The sequence below is a fragment of the Pseudomonas sp. KBN12P06040 genome, assembly GCF_037574965.1.
GTDB lineage: Bacteria > Pseudomonadota > Gammaproteobacteria > Pseudomonadales > Pseudomonadaceae > Pseudomonas > Pseudomonas aeruginosa.
Map to the genome: position 1 here is coordinate 3750162 of NZ_JBBELS010000001.1, position 18837 is coordinate 3768998.

The 18837-nt window shown below is 63.3% G+C and carries 14 protein-coding genes; 7 read left to right on the forward strand and 7 right to left on the reverse strand.

Annotated elements, in window-relative coordinates:
- Positions 1 to 9 precede the first annotated feature (9 nt).
- The 3 genes from tssC to tssA are packed head-to-tail and all read right to left on the reverse strand — an operon-like array spanning position 10 to position 3611.
- Positions 10 to 1485 (reverse strand): type VI secretion system contractile sheath large subunit, encoded by a 1476-nt coding sequence (gene tssC / locus VQ067_RS17625; RefSeq protein WP_003087596.1) that lies wholly within the window; start codon positions 1483 to 1485, stop codon positions 10 to 12.
- Positions 1486 to 1512: 27 nt separating this feature from the next.
- Entirely contained in the window at positions 1513 to 2019 is a 507-nt protein-coding gene (gene tssB, locus VQ067_RS17630; protein ID WP_003114607.1) for a type VI secretion system contractile sheath small subunit, read from the reverse strand.
- 35 nt (positions 2020 to 2054) lie between these two features.
- Complete coding sequence (gene tssA / locus VQ067_RS17635) at positions 2055 to 3611, reverse strand: type VI secretion system protein TssA (protein WP_003097814.1); 1557 nt, start codon at positions 3609 to 3611, stop codon at positions 2055 to 2057.
- Positions 3612 to 4308: 697 nt separating this feature from the next.
- Between tssA and VQ067_RS17640 the strand changes: the two genes are divergently transcribed.
- The 5 genes from VQ067_RS17640 to VQ067_RS17660 all read left to right on the forward strand — a co-directional run bounded on the left by VQ067_RS17640 (position 4309) and on the right by VQ067_RS17660 (position 13078).
- A complete protein-coding gene (locus VQ067_RS17640; protein ID WP_003083317.1) occupies positions 4309 to 4827 on the forward strand; it encodes an Hcp family type VI secretion system effector in 519 nt (172 codons plus the stop codon).
- Positions 4828 to 5026: 199 nt separating this feature from the next.
- Entirely contained in the window at positions 5027 to 7063 is a 2037-nt protein-coding gene (gene tssI / locus VQ067_RS17645) for a type VI secretion system Vgr family protein (RefSeq protein WP_060853488.1), read from the forward strand.
- The gene (locus VQ067_RS17650) at positions 7053 to 7793 is read left to right on the forward strand and encodes a DUF4123 domain-containing protein (RefSeq protein ID WP_033990475.1); all 741 of its coding nucleotides are present in this window, start codon (positions 7053 to 7055) and stop codon (positions 7791 to 7793) included. The genes tssI and VQ067_RS17650 overlap by 11 nt, the downstream gene beginning before the upstream one ends.
- Positions 7790 to 12634 (forward strand): RHS repeat-associated core domain-containing protein, encoded by a 4845-nt coding sequence (locus tag VQ067_RS17655; protein WP_031636289.1) that lies wholly within the window; start codon positions 7790 to 7792, stop codon positions 12632 to 12634. The genes VQ067_RS17650 and VQ067_RS17655 overlap by 4 nt, the downstream gene beginning before the upstream one ends.
- A gap of 9 nt (positions 12635 to 12643) precedes the next feature.
- Complete coding sequence (locus tag VQ067_RS17660; RefSeq protein ID WP_016254153.1) at positions 12644 to 13078, forward strand: hypothetical protein; 435 nt, start codon at positions 12644 to 12646, stop codon at positions 13076 to 13078.
- Positions 13079 to 13440: 362 nt separating this feature from the next.
- On the opposite strand, the gene VQ067_RS17665 is transcribed toward VQ067_RS17660, so the two are convergent.
- The gene (locus VQ067_RS17665; RefSeq protein ID WP_003097816.1) at positions 13441 to 14043 is read right to left on the reverse strand and encodes a glutathione S-transferase family protein; all 603 of its coding nucleotides are present in this window, start codon (positions 14041 to 14043) and stop codon (positions 13441 to 13443) included.
- Between the two features lie 55 nt (positions 14044 to 14098).
- Positions 14099 to 15265, reverse strand: coding sequence for an aminotransferase-like domain-containing protein (locus VQ067_RS17670; RefSeq protein ID WP_003140110.1), 1167 nt, complete (start codon positions 15263 to 15265; stop codon positions 14099 to 14101).
- 81 nt (positions 15266 to 15346) lie between these two features.
- Between VQ067_RS17670 and VQ067_RS17675 the strand changes: the two genes are divergently transcribed.
- Positions 15347 to 15823, forward strand: a complete 477-nt coding sequence (locus tag VQ067_RS17675) for a MarR family winged helix-turn-helix transcriptional regulator (protein WP_003097819.1) — start codon at positions 15347 to 15349, stop codon at positions 15821 to 15823.
- A 50-nt stretch (positions 15824 to 15873) separates the two neighbouring features.
- Here the strand turns inward: VQ067_RS17675 and VQ067_RS17680 are convergent, their stop codons facing one another.
- A complete protein-coding gene (locus tag VQ067_RS17680) occupies positions 15874 to 16509 on the reverse strand; it encodes a hypothetical protein (RefSeq protein ID WP_009876209.1) in 636 nt (211 codons plus the stop codon).
- Between the two features lie 230 nt (positions 16510 to 16739).
- Between VQ067_RS17680 and VQ067_RS17685 the strand changes: the two genes are divergently transcribed.
- On the forward strand, positions 16740 to 17936 hold the full coding sequence (locus tag VQ067_RS17685) for a benzoate/H(+) symporter BenE family transporter (protein WP_003087572.1): 1197 nt from the start codon (positions 16740 to 16742) through the stop codon (positions 17934 to 17936).
- 6 nt (positions 17937 to 17942) lie between these two features.
- Here the strand turns inward: VQ067_RS17685 and VQ067_RS17690 are convergent, their stop codons facing one another.
- A complete protein-coding gene (locus tag VQ067_RS17690; protein WP_003087569.1) occupies positions 17943 to 18836 on the reverse strand; it encodes a bile acid:sodium symporter family protein in 894 nt (297 codons plus the stop codon).
- Position 18837: the final 1 nt, after the last annotated feature.

An 18837-nucleotide genomic window follows, 5' to 3' on the forward strand; every position in this document is an offset into this window, starting at 1 on the left:
AAGCTCCGCTTACTCTTTGTCCAGCTTGCCGACCAGCGACAGGGTGAAGTCCGCCCCCATGTACTTGAAGTGCGGGCGCACGTTCAGGCTGACGCGGTACCAGCCCGGCTCGCCCTCGACGTCACTGACGATGATCTGTGCAGCGCGCAGCGGGCGACGGCCGCGCACTTCGGCGCTGGGGTTTTCCTGGTCGGCGACGTACTGGCGGATCCACTTGTTCAGCTCCAGCTCGAGGTCGGTACGCTCCTTCCACGACCCCAGCTGTTCGCGTTGCAGGACCTTCAGGTAATGGGCCAGGCGATTGACGATCATCATGTACGGCAACTGGGTGCCGAGCTTGTAGTTCAGCTCCGCGGCCTTGCCTTCGGCGCTGATGCCGAAGAACTTCGGCTTCTGCACCGAGCTGGCGGAGAAGAACGCGGCGTTGTCGCTGCCCTTGCGCATGGTCAGGGAAATGAAGCCTTCCTCGGCCAGTTCGTACTCGCGGCGATCGGACACCAGCACCTCGGTGGGGATCTTGGTCTCGATCTCGCCCATGCTCTCGAAGTGGTGCAAAGGCAGGTCCTCCACCGCACCGCCGCTCTGCGGCCCGATGATGTTCGGGCACCAGCGATACTTGGCGAAGCTGTCGGTCAGCTTGGTGCCGAAGGCATAGGCGGTGTTGCCCCACAGGTAATGCTCGTGGCTGTTGGCCACGGTCTCCTTGTAGGCGAACGACTTGACCGGATTCTCTTCCGGATCGTAGGGCGTGCGCAGCAGGAAGCGCGGTACGGTCAGCGCCACGTAGCGGGAATCCTCGGACTGGCGGAAGCTCTGCCACTTGGCGAACTGCGGGCCTTCGAAATGATCCTTCAGGTCCTTCAGGTCCGGCAGGCCGGTGAAGCTTTCCAGGCCGAAGAACTTCGGACCGGCGGCCGCCACGAACGGCGCATGGGCCATGCAGGCCACGCTGGAGACGTATTGCATCAGCTTGACGTCGGGCGAACTGGGCGACATGTAGTAGTTGGCGATGATGGCGCCGACCGGCTGGCCACCGAACTGGCCGTATTCGGCGGTGTAGATGTGCTTGTACAGGCCGGACTGCATCACCTCGGGCGAGTCCTCGAAATCGTCCAGCAGGTCCTGCTTGGAAACGCTGAGAATCTCGATCTTGATGTTCTCGCGGAAGTTGGTGCGGTCGACCAGCAGTTGCAGGCCGCGCCAGGCCGACTCCAGCGCCTGGAAATCGGGATGATGGAGGATCTCGTCCATCTGCGTGCTGAGCTTGGCATCGATCTCGGCGATCATCCGGTCGACCATCGCCTTCTTCACCGGCTCGCCGTCGTTCTGCGGCTTGAGCAATTCCTCGATGAAGGCGGAGACGCCGCGCTTGGCGATGTCGTAGGCCTCGTCGTCCGGGCTCAGGCGGGTCTCGGCGATGATGCTGTCGAGAATGTTGTATTCGCCGTTCTGGTTCCGGCCTTGCTGTGCGGCACTGGTGCTCATGTATCTGCTTCCTTGGCTAGGGGTGGCTCAGGCGTCCTGGGAGGGGGCGGCGCTCAGCCCCAGCTCGCCCAGCACACGGCTACGGGACTCGTCGTCGGCGAGTACGCTTTCGATGGCCTTGCGGAACGCCGGGGCGTTGCCCAGCGGGCCCTTGAGGGCCACCAGCGCATCGCGCAACTCCATCAGCTTCTTCAGCTCGGGCACCTGCTCGACGATGCTGGCCGGGTTGAAGTCCTTCATCGAGTTGATCTGCAGCCCCACCGCCAGCTCGTCGCTGCCGCCCTCCTCCTGGAGACGATTGGGTACGCTCAGCGTCAGCCCCAGCTCCTGCTTGGCCAGGACCTCGTCGAAGGTCATCTTGTCGATGCCGATCGGCTTGCGGTCCTCCACCTTGCGCTCATCCGCGCGCTGGGTGTAATCGCCGATCGCCAGTAGCTTCAACGGCAGTTCGATTTCTTCCTGGGCACCGCCAGTGGCGGGCTTGAAGGTGACGTTGATGCGTTCCTTTGGGGCTACCGAGCCTTCTTTGGCCATGGCTTTTTCTCCTTGAGAATTGAGGGCGCGAAGCCCTATTCGAGCACCACCTCGAGATCGAGGTGGCACAGCCTGCGATAAATGTCTTCCTTGCGTTCTCGCACGGCGTGGTTCTGCGGCAACAGCTCGCAGCAGCTATGCAGCAGGTGCAGTACATCCAGCGCCAGATCGGGCTCCCAGGCGTGCAATCCCGATTCGTGCAACTGATGGTCGAGGCTCTCCAGCTGGGTCTTGGCCAGCTCGTACTTCTTCGCCAGGAAGCACAGTCGCGCGAGGCTCAGTTGCCAGAAGAACCGGGCGCGCCCGCCGTGGGCGCGCTTCATGCCCTGCTTCAACACCTGTACCGCCGCCTTCAAGCCGTCCTTGCGCAACACCGGCTGGACCTCGTCCAGGGCGACGTCCCATTCGGCCTGCAGGGCCACGGTCTCGACCTTGCGCGGCGCACTGTCGTTCTGGAGATGGGGCATGACATGGGCGCTGATCCAGCCGCGGGTGGCCGCATCGGCGAATGCGCTGCCGTCGTGGAAACGCAGCTCCACCAGCCCCGGCAGACGCTGCAGGAGCAAGGCGAAATGCATTTCGACTTCCCGCATCGCCTGCTCGGCGTTGAGCCCTTGCAGGCACTCCCAGACCAGGCGCTGGCCGTCGAACCAGAACGGCGCCCGTGCCAGGCTCGCCTCCAGCTCCACCAGGAGATCGGCGTACAGGCCCTGGGCGAAACGCTCCTGGTAGCTTTTCAGCTTGTCCGCCGGCACTCCCCTTAGCGCGGTGACCTGTTCGGCATTGCGCTCGGGCATGGACTCGATGGGCAGCCAGAGCATCGTCCGGTTGAGGCGCAGCGCGCGCAGATCGGTGGCTTTCTGCTTCAGCCACCAGGCGCACAGGGGGCGTGCAGCCTCCTGCTGGGCGCGCATGGCCTTGTGGGCGTCGCGCTCGTTGTCGATGGGCGCACCAGGCGCCAGCAACTGGCTGGCCGCCTGCTTGACCTGGGCCACCACGGCGCCGACCACGCCAGGTTCGGGCTGGTTGTCGGCGGCGCGCTGGAGCATGCCCGAAAGGCGTCGACTGATCGGCAGCAACAAGGGCGCGTCGTCGCCCAGTTGCGCGGTCAGCGCGGTATCGAGTTTTTCCAGGTGCTCGGCGAGACGCCGGAACAGGGGGAGTTGCTCCTTGATCGGTACGTTCTCGTTCAGCGCCTGCTCCAGCCGGGGCACCAGCCAGGCAATTGCCGCGGCGCGAGTGCGCGCCTTGAGCGGATGGATCTCGACCCAATGCCGGCTGCACAGACGTTCCAGCAATCCCAGTCCGGCCAGCAAACCGGGAAAGGATTCCCGTTGGTAGAGTGCCCAGGTCAACCAGGCTGCAACACGCAGGTCCTTGGATTGGGCACGAAGCAGCGCTTCGCTGTTTTCCAGGATTTTCAACCAGTCGGTCTGGCCGTTCTCATGGAGCGAGAGCGCCTTGCCCAGCTCATTTTCCAGCGCCTCGTATTCGCTGGAAAAACGCACATCCTCACCCGCAAAGACATCCTTTGAAATCGGCTGTTCCGCGAGTTCCAGATAATGCGAGGAGAGCTTGCTCGAATAGGTCATCCTAACCCTTCAATGCACACCATGTGCGCCAATGAATATCTTAACAATTCAACTAGTTGGCATAAAAACCGAACAAAAATCCCAATAGCCTGAAGAGCTCTTTGCCTTTTCCATGAAAACAACATAAAAACTGGCAAGCAACAGGACATTCCCTCTTTGGGAATTTTCCTATTCATTGATACGAATCAATGAAAGATTTTCAGCCAAACGTCAGGCGTCTGCATCCATGCCCTTTACGGCTTGGCTCTAGCCATCATAACGACATTGATGGCCATTTGGAAAACCCTACCAAAACAGGTAGTTAAAAATTTATAAAAAATAAGGCAGGCAACAGTGGATTCCTCTGGAGAGCCTCGAAACATAGGCCTTCCAAGCGGACCAACAGCTGATTTAGAGCGTAATAGCGATCGTGCAAGAAGTTGCACAATTAAAACCAAGAAACATCCCCAATAACAGCCCACAGCCCTTGAAAATACTGGCCTGGACACTACTGCGCAAAAAGTTGCACAGCACTGCGCAACTTCTTGCTCAATTCACTTGTTATTTTTCATTCAAAACGAGACATGGATAACAATTATCCGTCGGATTCGTTTGATTTATAAGGATAGTTAAAACACTGGCATGAGAATTGTTAGGTGAAGTTGCCCGAGGGGTGGTCCAACCCGCGGGATTTCCTACTCACGCAAGGAGAGCATCCATGGCAACCCCCGCCTATATGTCCATCACCGGCACCAAGCAGGGCCTGATCACCGCCGGCGCCTTCACCGAGGATTCGGTCGGCAACACCTACCAGGAAGGCCACGAGGACCAGGTGATGGTCCAGGGCTTCAACCACGAAGTGATCATCCCGCGCGACCCGCAGTCCGGCCAGCCGACCGGCCAGCGCGTGCACAAGCCGGTGGTCATCACCAAGGTCTTCGACAAGGCCTCGCCGCTGCTGCTGGCCGCCCTGACCTCCGGCGAGCGCCTGACCAAGGTGGAGATCCAGTGGTACCGCACCTCCGCCGCCGGCACCCAGGAGCACTACTACACCACCGTCCTGGAAGACGCGATCATCGTCGACATCAAGGACTACATGCACAACTGCCAGGACCCGGGCAACGCCCACTTCACCCACCTGGAAGACGTGCACTTCACCTACCGCAAGATCACCTGGACCCACGAAGTCTCCGGCACCTCCGGCTCCGACGACTGGCGCTCCCCGGTCGCCGGCTGAGCCGCGACCGCCGCACGCGGCCAGCCTCGCTGGCCGTCGTGCCCTCGATGACCCACAGCGCCGTGGCCAGGAAAGCCCGCGCCGGGTCGATGCCGCTTTGTTTGTTGTAGGCAGCTTCCGATCGAGCCTGCGCGCCCTTGTCTCGCCCGCGCCAGGCAGGACAATCGAATCGGTCGCCTGCGCCAGTGAGGGACAACGGATGTTCGCAGCAGCCAACCAGACCCATTTCAGCCTCGCCATCGACGGCCTCGCCCTCGACCTGCAGGTGCTCTCCTTCAGCGGCCGCGAAGCCATCAGCCAGCCGTTCGCCTTCGACCTGGAGCTGGTCGGCGAACGCCCCGTGCCGGACCTCGAAAGCCTGCTGCACAAACCCGCCTTCCTTACCCTCGGGCCCGCCGGCAACGGTATCCACGGCCTGGTGCGCAGCGCCGGACAGGGCGACTCGGGCAAGCGCCTGACCCGCTACCGCATCACCCTCGTCCCGCAACTGGCCTACCTCGCCCAACGCACCAACCAGCGCATCTTCCAGCATCTCACGGTGCCGCAGATCGTCGGCCGGGTGCTGGAGGAACACGGCATCCTCGCCGACGCCTACCGCTTCCAGCTCGGCACCCGCTACCCCGAGCGCGAATACTGCGTGCAGTACGACGAGAGCGACCTGCAGTTCGTCCAGCGCCTGTGCTGCGAGGAGGGCATCCACTTTCATTTCCAGCACAGCGCCACGGCGCACCTGCTGGTGTTCGGCGACGACCAGACGGTGTTCCCGCGGCTCGCGCCGGTGGCCTACCAGCAGGACTCCGGCCTGGTCGCCGACCGGCCGGCGGTCAAGCGCTTCGGTGTACGCCTGGAAACCCGCACCAGCCGCGTCACCCGCCGCGACTACGACTTCGAGAAACCGCGCCTGACGCTGGAAAGCGCCGCCCGCGGCGAAGCCCGGCCGGACCTCGAGGACTACGACTATCCCGGTCGCTTCGTCGACCGCGAGCGCGGCAAGCACCTGGCCAGGCGTGCCCTCGAACGGCAGCGCAGCGACTACCGCCTGGCCGAGGGCCGCAGCGACCAGCCGTTGCTGCTCAGCGGCCACTTCCTGCCGCTGGCCGCCCATCCCCAGGCGGGCTGGAACGACCTCTGGCTGCTCACCGAGGTGATTCACGAGGGGCGGCAGCCGCAGGTGCTGGAAGAAAGCATCGTCTCCGACACCTCGGCGAGCCCGGACGACTTCCGGCAGGGTTACCGCAACCGCTTCCAGGCCACGCCCTGGGAGGCGTTCTTTCGTCCCCCGCCGACGCCGCCGAAGCCGCGCATCCTCGGCACGCAGAGCGCGGTGGTGACCGGCCCGAAGGGCGAGGAAATCCACTGCGACCGCTACGGTCGGGTGAAGGTGCAATTCCACTGGGATCGCGAGGGCCAGGCCGACGACAGCAGCAGTTGCTGGTTACGCGTTGCCTCCGGCTGGGCGGGAAAGAACTACGGCGCCATCGCCATCCCGCGGGTCGGCATGGAGGTGCTGGTGACCTTCCTCGAAGGCGATCCCGACCAGCCGCTGGTCACCGGCTGCCTGTTCCACAGGGAACATCCGGTGCCCTACGAACTGCCGGCGCACAAGACCCGCAGCGTCTTCAAGAGCCTCAGCAGTCCTGGCGGCGGTGGCTACAACGAGCTGCGCATCGAGGACCGCAAGGGCCAGGAGCAGATCTTCGTCCATGCCCAGCGCGACTGGGACGAAAACATCGAGCACGACCAGAAGATCCGCGTCGGTCACCAACGCCACGACACCGTGGAGGCGAACAGCTACAGCGAGTTCAAGGCCGAGGAACATCGCACCACCCACGCCGAGCGCAAGGTGGAGGTCCGCGCCAGCGACCACCTCACCGTAGCCAACGACCAGCACCTGAAGATCGCCAGCGGCCAGTTCGTCGAGGCCGGCCAGGAGATCCACCTGAGCAGCGGCCTGAAGGTGGTGCTGGAGGCCGGCGCCGAACTGACCCTGAAGGGCGGTGGCAGCTTCCTCAAGCTCGACGCCAGCGGCGTGACCCTCTCCGGGGCCAACGTCCGGGTCAACTCCGGCGGCAGCCCGGGCAGCGGCGCGGCGCCGCTGTTGCCGGGGCCGCTGCGGCAGGCCGACAGCGACAAGGCCGGCGCCCTCCTCACCCCGGCCCAGATCAATACCCTGAAGCGCAACGCGCCCTTCTGCGAAGAGTGCGAGAAGTGCAAGGACGGTGCCTGTGACCTCTGACGCTCTCTCCCCGCGAACCTGGCTGGCCCGACATCCGCTTCAGGCAGGCGAATGCTTGTACGCGATCTTCGGCAGCGCCAGCGATGCCGCGCCCCTGCAAGCCTACTACCGGGAAGACAGCCCACCCCTACCGCTCCCTCTCTGGAACGGTACGCCATATGCCGACTGGCAACCGGTGATGCCCTACCTCGCGAAGCTGCCCCCCAGCAGCGTATTCCTCGATTGGGCTGCCAGCGAAAAGTCTCGCGACTGGGGTTGGCTGGCAGTTTCCACCTGGTCGACAGACGCAATCCTAGAGCACCTACGCAGCCTCACCCAGGTACGCATGCCGGATGGCAGCGAAGTGTTCTTCCGTTTCTGGGACGGCCGTCACCTGCTACCGATACTCGCCCACCTCGGCGAGAAAGCGCACGAAGTACTGCCGATGTTCGGCCGTTACCTGATCAATGGCAAAGCACTCGAAACCGGCCAGGGCCATCTCCATGCCGCCCGTCCCTACCCCTGGTGGGAGGTTCCGCGGGCACTGGTCGACACGCTGCATGCCGACGACCCGACTACCGCTATCGACAACCTGCTGCAGTGGCTGCGCGAGAACCACGCAGATCTGTACTTCGCCTATCCCGAGCGAAGCCTGCAATTGCGCGCCAGACGCCTCATCGCGAAAGCCGTCGCCATGGATGAGATCGGCGGCCTGTTGTTGAACCAGTTGGAAAAGGACCTGACCCCATGATCTCGTCGTTCTACGCCATGTTCATGCTGCGCGGAGTGAACGCGAAGCAGCCGGATGCCAGCCAGTTGATCGGCGAATTCAGCTCCGGGGTGCTCAACCGCTATGAGGAATATGCGAACAGTTGGCTCTGGGGCTGGGCACTCGACGTCCAGCAGACCATCGCCCTTTCCGATGGGAACGGCAACGAGTTGACCAGGCTGAAAGCCGACAAGGACGCCAACATCCTCGAAGACGTCGCCTCATGTCCGGTCAACGGTCAACTGAAACTGCTGCATACTTTCGAATCGACCAGTTTCGTGCCCATCGGCAACACGCCTTACGAAATCACTCGGATAGGCAGCAGGACACCGCAGTTCAAGGGCGTACTGGATGCAGATGGGATGGCGAGCATAAGCGGCTGCGCTCCCAATACGCTGTACCAGGTCAAGTTCTACCCAGAGGTAAGCATCCAGGAGATCGACGCGCTCTACCGCTCCTACGACGACGTAATCGCCAAGCTGAACGAATGGCTTCTGGAGCAATGGAACGGCCCGCTTTCCGCCGAATGGAAAAGGCTCGCGCCGGTTGGCGACCGTAGGCGGATGGAGCAGATAAACGACGCCTATCTGGACGGCATGGGCAAAGCGCTGGTCAATCTCTGGGATGATGTGGTCGAGCTGTTCGGCATCCTCGCGAACCTCGACGAGCACGCGGCGAAACTCCTTGAGTTCATCAACGAAGCGGATTTCGAAAAGCTCAAGGCTCAGGCCAAGGAACTCCTCGGTACCGCCTTGCTGATCGCCAGCGACGAACCGCTTCTGTTCATCTATGCCAGCGCCATCGTGTGCTGGACCCAGTTGCTGCCGCCCACGACTGCCGCGGAAATGGTCGCGGAACTCTCCACCGGCCTGCTCCTCGATATTCTGCTCGGCATCATCCTGACCGGCGGAGCCGGTCTCGCCGTTCGCCTGGCCGTCAAGGGCTCGAAAGCGATCAAGGCCTCCGAAGGTGCGATGCTGCTGCGCAAAGCCATGCAGGTGCTGATCGATACCAGCTGTCGGCATTCCCTCCAGTTGCACGCGGAAAAGCTGAAACCTCTGGCCGTCCGCGGTGAAGTGATGGCCAACAGCTCCAACAAGATCACCGCACAGATCCAGAGCACCGCCCAAGGCATCGCCCGCACCGAGCCCGACACCCTGCCGCTGAGCCGAGGAAAGCGCGCGAACACCTCGCTCTCCAGCAGTCAGGCGACGCCCGATGCCTCCGCACCCGGCAGGACGCCCGCCGGCAAACCCGCCGACCAGGCCGCCCAGACCTGCGTCAAGGACTGTCCCGTTTCGATGGTCACCGGCGAGGAGCTGCTGACCCTGACCGACTGCGAGCTGGACGGTCCGCTGCGTTTCGCCTGGACGCGCCTGTACCGCACCAGCGCGGCGGAAATCGACAATGGTCTGGGCTTCGGCTGGAGCCATGCCCTCTCCCATCGCCTCGATCGCGACGGCGACGAGTTGGTATGGACCGATCACGAGAACCGCCGGACCCGCTTCCCGATCCCTGACGCCCAGCGCCCGGCGATCACCAACCGACTGTCGCGCGCCGCCATCTACCTCGGCGGCGACCCATCCGAACTGATCCTTGCCCAGGCCGGCGAAAAGCCGCGCTTCTACCACTTCCGCAAAGACCCGGACGGCGCTTACCTGATCGCCATCAGCGACGCCTACGGCAACCGCCTGGAACTGAGTCGCGACCGCCTCGGCCGGCCGCGCCGCCTCAGCCACAAGGCCGGGCGCGCGCTACTGCTGTGCTACCAGGGCAGGCACATCGAGCGCGTCGAGTACCAGGTGTACCAGCCCGCCGATAACCTGGAGGCCTGCTGGCACACCACCCAGGTACTCGCCCGCTACCGCTGCAACGAACGTGGCCAGTTGATCGAAGCCGGAAACGCACTCTACGAGGCTGAACGCTATCGCTACGACGCGCGCAATGTCATCCTCGAGCGCCAGTTGGCCGGCGGCGCCTCGTTCTTCTGGGAATGGGAAGGCGAAGGCAAGCAGGCCCGCGCGGTCCATCACTGGGCCAGCTTCCCGCAGATGGACTCGCGCTACGTCTGGAACGAAGACGGCAGCGTTACCGCGATCAACGCCGACGGCAGCGAGGAAGTCTATGTCCACGACGACAACGCGCGCCTGGTACGCCAGGTCGATCCCGACGGAGGCGAAACCCTCAGGCACTACGACGAGAAGGGCCAACTGGTCGCCGAACGCGATCCGTTGGGAACGATCACCGAGTACCGCTACGACCAGGCCGGACGCTTGGAGGCACTGCTCCCGGCCGAAGGCGAGCCAACCTGCTATAGCTACTTCGACGGCTTCGTGCGCAGCGTGCGCCGCGGCGAGGCGCAGTGGAAGTACGAGCGCAACGCTCAGGGCGACATCACCCGCCAGACCGATCCCGAAGGCAACGTCACCCACTACGCCTACGACCACCGCGGCTGCCTGGTGGAAATCACCCATGCCGACGGCAGCCTGCACCAGTTGACCTGGAATCCGCTCGGCCAGTTGATAGAAGAACAGCTTCCGGACGGTAGCGTGCGCCGCTATCGCTACGACACACTGGGTAGACAGATCACCCGCCAGGACGAAAGCGGCGCCATCACCCGGTTCCAGTGGGATGCAGCAGGCCGCCTGAGCCAGATCACCCTGCCCGGTGGCGCCAGCCGCATGTACCGCTACAACGCTTACGGCAAGGTCACCAGCGAGTGCGACGAACAGGGCCGGATGACCCGCTACGAATATCTTGACGACCTGCACCTGGTCAGCCGGCGGATCAACCCGGACGGCAGTCAGCTGCGCTACCGCTACGAAAACGCCCGGCTACTGCTCAGCGAGATCGAGAACGAACGCGGCGAACGCTATCGCCTCGATTACCACGGCAACGGCCTGATCAGCCAGGAAACCGGCTTCGACGGCCGCCGCACCGCCTATCGCTACGACCTCAAAGGCCAGCTTCTGGAGAAAACCGAGTACGGCGACGACGGCAGCGAACTGCGCACCACCTACCAGCGCGACAGTACCGGGCGCCTGCTGGCGAAGACACTGCCCGACGGCAATCGGGTCGACTACCGCTACGATACGCTCGGACGCCTGGTCGCCGTCGACGACGGCACCTGGCCGCTGGCCTACGAATACGACCTACGGGACCGCCTGGTCCGCGAGCACCAGGGCTGGGCCACCCTTCACTACGCCTACGACGCCCTCGGCCAGTTGATCCACTGCCGACTGCCCGACGGCAACCGCGTCGACTACCGCTACCAGACCGGCGGCACCCTCTCGGCAATCGATCTCAACGGCCAGTCCCTGACCCGGCACCAGTTCGGTAGCGGTCGCGAACGCCAGCGCCAGCAGGGCGAACTGCTCAGCCAATACCACTACGATGAGCAGGGCCGCCTGCTGGCCCACCAGGTCAGTCAGCGGCAGCGCCATCTCTACCAGCGCCAGTACCGCTATGACGCTAGCGGCAACCTGGCCGCCATCGAGGACAGCCGCAAGGGCATTCGCAGCTTCCACTACGACCCGCTGGACCGCCTGCTCGGCGTACGCGGTGAAACCCCGGAAAGCTTCGTGCACGACCCGGCCGGCAACCTGCTCGCCCAGGGCGGGCAATTCGACGCGCGACAGATGGAGGTTCGCGGAAATCGCCTGCTGACGCAGGGCGACCGGCATTTCGACTACGACGCCCACGGCAATCTCGTTCGCGAACGCCGCGGCACCGGGCAGAAGCTGGTCACCGAATACAGCTACGACTGCCAACACCGCCTGATCGGCGTCAGCCTGCCGGACGGGCGCCAGGTCGTCTACCGCTACGACGCCTTCGGCCGACGCATTGCCAAGCAGGTCGACGGGCGCAATACCGAGTTCCTCTGGCTCGGCGAACGCCTGCTCGCCGAGAGCGGCGACCGGCACTACCGCACCTATCTCTACGAACCCGACAGCTTCCGCCCGCTGGCCCTGCTCGACGGCGAAGGCCCGGAACAGGTCGAACCCTGCTACTACCAACTCGACCACCTCGGTACCCCGCAGGAACTGACCCGCGCCGATGGCCGCCTCTGCTGGTCGGCGCGCTACCGGGCTTACGGCAATGTGCTCAAGCTGGACATCGCCGAAGTGGATAACCCACTGCGCTTCCAGGGCCAGTATTTCGACGCCGAGACCGGGCTGCACTACAACCGCCATCGCTACTACAATCCAAGCACGGGACGCTACCTGACCCCCGATCCGATCAGGCTGGCAGGTGGGTTGAACAGCTACCGGTACGTGCCGAATCCGACGGGGTGGGTGGACCCGTTGGGGCTGGCCTCAAATAAAACTCGCTGTCCCGAAGCATTAGACAATAATCCCCGCAAAGGGATTAACTCCACATCCGGCAGCAAAAAGCCGGCAGGACCAATCGTAGAGCTGGATGCGCAGGGAAACGAGATTTACTACCGAACACTAAGCGAGCAGCACCTTGAGATACTGAGGAACAACTTTGAAGTACCTCCGACGAGTGAGACCTTCATCTCCCCGCTACAATCCTACTCCCAAGAGTATGATGGGAAATTAGTAAGACTTACAGCCAGTCCAGGCACCATGAATGAGCTGTCTAAAATTGGAGTAACTGCAAATTCCGGAACCGGCCTATTGCTTCCAGATCTCCCTCCCGCCCGAAAGGGCTGGAAACAGAACAACGCACTATTCAAACTCGAAGCACTAAAAAAGCCAACGATAAATGAAGGAGGCGGCGTTATCAACACTGGCCTTGGGGATGGAAAAGCCCTAGAGATTTTCAACAAGAACCTAATAGACTTCGAAGTAATAGACTAGAGAAAACTCATGAAAACCATTTATAACTTCAAACAGCGTATCAAAGAAGACCCCGAGTACATTCGAAAAGCCCATGAACTCACTTTGAATACAACGAAGCCTAAAGCTGGCCTTAAAGGGACTTATGGACTACTGGGCTCAAAGGAATGGTGGGACAATCTTGAAAACGGATCAATTCCACAAAAAGAAATTTCCGGAACCATAAAGAAAGTATATTTAACGGGGCAAGACAATACCGAAGATTTCAACACGATAGATATAGAAACAGAAAACAAAACCCTCTGCACGGAGGGCACTTACACAAACAAGAATACCGACAGAAAGCATTACGAAGCAGGAAAAAAAATCACCATAAAATATGCTTTCGACCCACTAAAAAAGCCCAAACCAAATGGAGACATCGACTATTCAAAAATAGTTGTTGAGATATTAATATCCGAATAACTGAAAATCAGCCTTAGGGAAGGTTATATAAAAAACCAAAAGACAGAAGCAAATGAAAACCCCCTATCCATGGGAATCATACATCGGAAAGTTGACATGTTCTTTTCTCGAATAAACAGAAAAGCTGGAGGATGCCAGCGAACCAGGATCGCTCCGACGAAACGCTAGCAAAGCACCATGAGCAAGTATGAATCCAGCTGAGATAACGCACACTTACTCATGACCTGGCCCAACACTGCCGGGAATTTTCCCTGGCTCAGGAAGTTCACGCATCTTGCCCAATGAGTGGAAATTTCGCTCTACCCGAAATTCCCGCTCATGACAGAAATCACTGCCTCGCCAACCGCTGATCGAATCTCCCCTCAATCCAGCATCCCCACATACCCCGGCACCTCCCCCACTCGCTTGATCCACGCGCGGATCGCCGGGTAGGCCGTCAGGTCGAAGCCGCCTTCATGGGCGACATGGGTGTAGGCGTAGAGGGTGATATCGGCGATGGAGAACTGTTCGCCGACCAGGAATGGCGTGCGCGACAGCTGTTTCTCCATGACGTCGAGGGCCTTGTAGCCGCCGATCTTCTTCTCTTCGAACTCGGCGCGGCGGGCTTCCGGGAGGCCGAGGTAGAGCTTGATGAAGCGCGCCACGGCCACATAGGGCTCATGGCTGTATTGCTCGAAGAATTGCCATTGCAGCACCTGGGTGCGCAGGCGCGGTTCGCTGGGCAACAGGGCGCTGCCGTCGGCGAGGAAGTTGAGGATGGCGTTGGACTCCCACAGGCAACTGCCGTCCTCCAGCTCCAGCACCGGTATCTTGCCGTTGGGGTTCTTCGCCAGGAACTCCGGGGTCTGGGTCTCGCCCTTGAGAATGTCCACCGGTACCCACTGGTAGTCGATGCCGAGCAGCGACATGGCCAGCTTGATCTTGTAGCAGTTGCCCGAACGGTAATCACCGTAGACCTTGTACATCGTGTCGCTCCTCGGATCGGATGGCCGGCGCCCTCGGAGGAGCGCCGATGAGGGTTCAGGCCGCTTCGGCGGCCTGGGCGTCGCGGACGACCTTGGCCAGGCGCCGCAGGCCTTCGTGCAGGCGCTCCGGGGCGACGTGGCTGAAGTTCAGCCGCAGACGCCCGAGGTTCTGCTCCGGCTCGGCGAAGAAAGGTTCGCCGGGCATGAATGCGACATCGGCGGCCAGCGCCGGCTGGAGCAGGGTGCGGGTATCCAGCGGCTGCCTGAGGGTCAGCCAGAAGAACAGCCCGCCCTCCGGGATATTCCATTCGGCCAGCTCGCCGAAGTGCTCCAGCAGGGCCTCCTGCATGGCGTCGCGGCGGACCCGGTAGAACTCGCGCAGTTCGGCCAGGTGCTGGCGATAGGCCTCGCTGCCGAACCATTGCAGCGCCTGCCACTGCCCTACCCGGTTGGTATGCAGGTCGGCCGACTGTTTCAGCCGCAGCAGGTGCGGGAACAGGTCCGGGGTGGCGATCAGGAAACCGACGCGCAGGCCCGGCAGCAGGGTTTTCGACACCGTGCCGGTATAGATCCAGCTGGACTTGCGCAGGCGGCTGACCAGCGGGGTTGCGCGGCCCTCGTCGAACACCAGTTCGCGATAGGGTTCGTCTTCGATCAGGGTCACGCCGAATTCGTCGAGCAGCGCCGCCACCGCGTCGCGGCGTCCCTCGCTGTAGCGCACGCCGGACGGATTCTGGAAAGTCGGGATCAGGTAGGCGAAGGCCGGCTTGTGTCGCTCCAGGCGCTGCCGCAGGGCAACCAGGTCGGGGCCCTCGGCACCCAGCGGCACGGTCACGCAATCGGCGCCGAACAATTGGAAGGCCTGTAGCGCGGCGAGGTAGGTCGGCGCCTCGAGCAGCACCTCGGTGCCCGGATCGATGAACAGCTTGCTGGCCAGGTCGAGGGTCTGCTGCGAACCGCTGACGATCAGCACCTGGCTCGCCTCGCAGGGGACGCCGAGGGCGCGCGCTTCGGCGGCGATGGCTTCGCGCAGGGCAGGCTCGCCTTCGCTCATGCCGTACTGGCCCATGGAGGCCGGCATCTGCTCCCACTGCACCTTCGGCAGCATCGGCTCGGCCGGCAGCCCGCCGGCGAACGACATCACCTCCGGACGCTGCGCCGCGGCAAGGATTTCGCGGATCAAGGAGCTTTTCAGGCGGGAGATGCGTTCAGAGAAGGCCATGGGATCACCAGTAGCGTAGGCGGGAAAAAATGAGTCAAACTGCTTGACCGAAACTACGATGCCGCGCCCGGAAGCGTCAATATGCCTGACCTGAAAAACCACGCCGTCCAGCAGCAGGCCATGATGGAAGCCTTCTTCTTCGCGTACCAGGCCTTCACCACCAAGCCTGACGAGATGCTCGCCCGCCGCGGCCTGGGTCGCGTGCACCACCGCGTGCTGTTCTTCATCGCCCGCTATCCGGGCCTCAGCGTGAAGGAACTGCTGGCCCTGCTCGGCGTGACCAAGCAGGCGCTGAACATCCCGCTGCGCCAGTTGCTGGAGATGAACCTGATCGGCAGCGCCACCGCCGACGACGACAAGCGCAAACGCCTCCTCGGCCTCACCGCCGAGGGCGTGCGGTTGGAAAAGGCGCTGCGTCGCGAGCAGTCGCGGCTGCTCCAACGCTGCTTCGAGGAAGCCGGCGGCGAAGCGGTCTCCGGCTGGCTGGCGGTCAATCGCACCCTGGCTCGGGCGCATGCAGGCAGCCGCGGCGAAGCGGCGACGGAGGCCGCCGACTGACGCCCCATGGGCCTGGCGCATGGACGCTCGGCAAGCCGACCGGCTGCCCGCTAGCTCCGCTCCAACTCCCGCGCCGCGCGCCAGCAGGCCAGCGCCATGGCCAGGGTGGCGGCCAGCAGCGGCAGTACCGCCAGCACCAGCAACAGCACCGAAGCCAGCATCGCGCCGCCGGCGATGTCCAGCCAGGCCATGATCCGCAGCGACGGATAGAGGTTTTCCTGCTTGAGCAGACGCAGGCCCAGCCAGAGGGTGGTAGCGCCGATCAGCGCAAGCAGCGCGAAGTACACCAGCGCCTGCCAGTTCCAACCCTGCAGCGCATCGTCGGTAACCGCCAGCAGGCTCCAGCCCTCGCCCAGCAGGGTCAGGAGAATCGACAACCATACCGGCCAGGCCAGCGAGGGGCCGCGAAAGCGCGACTCGACCAGGTGCTTGAGCCGCAGCAGCAGGTAGGCGCCGAGCAGGCTGAGGAGCAGGCCCAGCCAGTCGGCGTAGACCCCGAACGCGGCGCCATCGCCGAATGCCTCCAGCAGGCTGAGCACCATCAGCACCACGCCGCCGGCTATCGAGGCCAGGCAGAGCCAGGCGAGGATGCGCAGTTGCGCGGGCGTCCAGCGCCGGCGGAAAGCATCCGGTATGCCCTGCTCGACCAATTCGACACGCGGCGTGGCGTAGGGGTTTGCATCCATGGCGAAGCTCCTCGGCAAATGCCGGGAAGTTACCAGCTCCGCCAGTTTCCGGCAGCTGCGACTGTATGGCCAACTATGTCCGCGGCTGTACCGGGACAGCCCCTGGCCGGCTGTTTAGGCTGCGCAAAACAGAAAAAGATGATCGGCACTCCGCGCCTCGCGCAACCTGCCCCGTGGCTCCGCCCACCGCCGTGCCCGGTCGTCCCGCACACTCCATGGAAGTACCCGGCATGACCGAAACCACCCAGCCCCAGCCTCGTCTGCGTCCGTTCGCCGACTCCTCTCCCGCCGCCGTGGTGGCCGGCTTCGTCGCCATGCTCACCGGCTACACCAGCTCGCTGGTACTGATGTTCCAGGCCGGGCAGAACGCCGGTCTCAGCAGCGCGCAGATTTCCTCGTGGATCTGGGCCCTGTCGATCGGCATGGGCCTGGCGACCATCGGCCTGACCCTGCGCTACCGGGTGCCGATCGTGATCGCCTGGTCCACCCCCGGCGCGGCGCTGCTGATCAGCAGCCTGCCCGGAGTGCCGTACAGCGAGGCGATCGGCGCCTTCATCGTCTGCGCCCTCCTGATCACCCTGTGCGGCGTCACCGGCAGCTTCGAACGCCTGATGCGCCAGGTTCCCTCCTCGCTGGCCTCGGCGCTGCTGGCCGGGGTGCTGTTCCGCATCGGCATCGAGATCTGCAACGCCGCCGAGCAACAGACCCTGCTGGTGCTGGCGATGTTCTTCAGCTATCTGCTGTGCAAACGCTTCTCGCCGCGCTATGCGGTGTTCGCTGCGCTACTGGTGGGGGTGCTGCTGGCCGGGATACTGGGCCAACTGGACTTCAGCAGGTTCCGCCTGGAACTGGCGGTACCGGAGTGGACCACGCCGAGCTTCTCCCTGGCCGCCACCATCAGCATCGGCATCCCGCTGTTCATCGTCGCCATGGCGTCGCAGAACATGCCCGGCATCGCCGTGCTGCGCGCCGACGGCTACCAGGTGCCGGCCTCGCCGCTGATCTCGAGCACCGGCATCGCCTCGATCCTGCTGGCGCCGTTCGGCTCCCACGGGATCAACCTGGCGGCGATCAGCGCGGCGATCTGCACCGGTCCCTCGGCCCACGAGGACCCGCACAAGCGCTATACCGCGGCGCTCTGGTGCGGCTTCTTCAACTGCGTCGCGGGAACCTTCGGCGCCACCCTGGCAGCGTTGTTCGCGGCGTTCCCCAAGGCACTGGTGCTGTCCATCGCCGCTATCGCCCTGCTCGGCTCGATCATGAACGGCCTGGCCAATTCGATGGCCGACGAGCGCCAGCGCGAGGCCGCGCTGGTGACCTTCATGGTCACCGCCTCCGGCTTCACCCTGCTGTCCATCGGCTCGGCGTTCTGGGGCTTGGTGGCCGGCCTGCTGACTCAGTTCGTGCTCAACTGGCGGCGCGGCTGACCGACCTCAGTCCGGCGCCGTCACGGGCGCCGGCGCGGCCTGGTGGCCACGGCTGACCCACCAGCCGAAGGCCGCCGCGGTGAAGAACATCAACACCCCGTAGATCGCCGGCGGAATCGCCATGGTGCTGTTGTTCAGCAGGCTCGGACTCAGCGCCAGGGCGATCGCCAGGGTGCCGTTGTGGATGCCGATCTCCATGCCGATGGCCACCGCCTGGGCCTTCGGCAGGCGCAGCAGGCGCGGTACCCAGTAGCCCACCGCCAGGCTCAGCAGGTTGAAGGCCAGCGCGGCCAGCCCGACCACCGGCGCGTAGGTGACGAAGGTCTGCCAGTCCTTGGCCAGCGCCAGCAGGATGATCACCAGCAACAGCAGCGCGGAAAGGATCTTCACCGGCTTCTGCAGCCGATCCGCCACGGCCGGCAGGCGGTTGCGCACCAGCATGCCGATGGCCACCGGGCCGAGGACGATGACGAACACCTGCATGACCTTGCCGAACTGCAGGGGAATCGCCTGCCCGTCGCCCATGAAGTATTGCAGCGACAGATTGACGATCAGCGGCATGGTGAGGATGGCGATCACCGAATTCACCGCGGTCAGGGTGATGTTCAGTGCCACGTCGCCATGCGCCAGGTGGCTGTAGAGGTTGGCGGTGGTGCCGCCGGGCGAGGCCGCCAGCAACATCATGCCGACCGCCAGGGCCGCCTCGAGGGCGAAGCCCTGGACGATCAGGAAACAGGCCATGGGCAGCAGGACGATCTGGCACACCAGGCCGACCAGCACCGGCTTCGGGTAGCGCACCACGCGGAGGAAGTCGGCCGGGGTCAGGGACAGTCCGAGACCGAGCATGATGATGCCCAGGGCGATGGGGAGGAACAGGGTCAGGATGGGATCGGCGGTCATT

Coding starts and splice junctions, on each gene's coding strand:
- VQ067_RS17690 (WP_003087569.1), bottom strand. CDS start 18,836: ATGACCGCCGATCCCATCCTGACCCTGTTCCTCCCCATCGCCCTGGGC.
- VQ067_RS17670 (WP_003140110.1), bottom strand. CDS start 15,265: ATGGCCTTCTCTGAACGCATCTCCCGCCTGAAAAGCTCCTTGATCCGC.
- VQ067_RS17675 (WP_003097819.1), top strand. CDS start 15,347: ATGCCTGACCTGAAAAACCACGCCGTCCAGCAGCAGGCCATGATGGAA.
- VQ067_RS17660 (WP_016254153.1), top strand. CDS start 12,644: ATGAAAACCATTTATAACTTCAAACAGCGTATCAAAGAAGACCCCGAG.
- tssA (WP_003097814.1), bottom strand. CDS start 3,611: ATGACCTATTCGAGCAAGCTCTCCTCGCATTATCTGGAACTCGCGGAA.
- tssC (WP_003087596.1), bottom strand. CDS start 1,485: ATGAGCACCAGTGCCGCACAGCAAGGCCGGAACCAGAACGGCGAATAC.
- VQ067_RS17680 (WP_009876209.1), bottom strand. CDS start 16,509: ATGGATGCAAACCCCTACGCCACGCCGCGTGTCGAATTGGTCGAGCAG.
- tssB (WP_003114607.1), bottom strand. CDS start 2,019: ATGGCCAAAGAAGGCTCGGTAGCCCCAAAGGAACGCATCAACGTCACC.
- VQ067_RS17640 (WP_003083317.1), top strand. CDS start 4,309: ATGGCAACCCCCGCCTATATGTCCATCACCGGCACCAAGCAGGGCCTG.
- VQ067_RS17655 (WP_031636289.1), top strand. CDS start 7,790: ATGATCTCGTCGTTCTACGCCATGTTCATGCTGCGCGGAGTGAACGCG.
- VQ067_RS17665 (WP_003097816.1), bottom strand. CDS start 14,043: ATGTACAAGGTCTACGGTGATTACCGTTCGGGCAACTGCTACAAGATC.
- VQ067_RS17685 (WP_003087572.1), top strand. CDS start 16,740: ATGACCGAAACCACCCAGCCCCAGCCTCGTCTGCGTCCGTTCGCCGAC.
- tssI (WP_060853488.1), top strand. CDS start 5,027: ATGTTCGCAGCAGCCAACCAGACCCATTTCAGCCTCGCCATCGACGGC.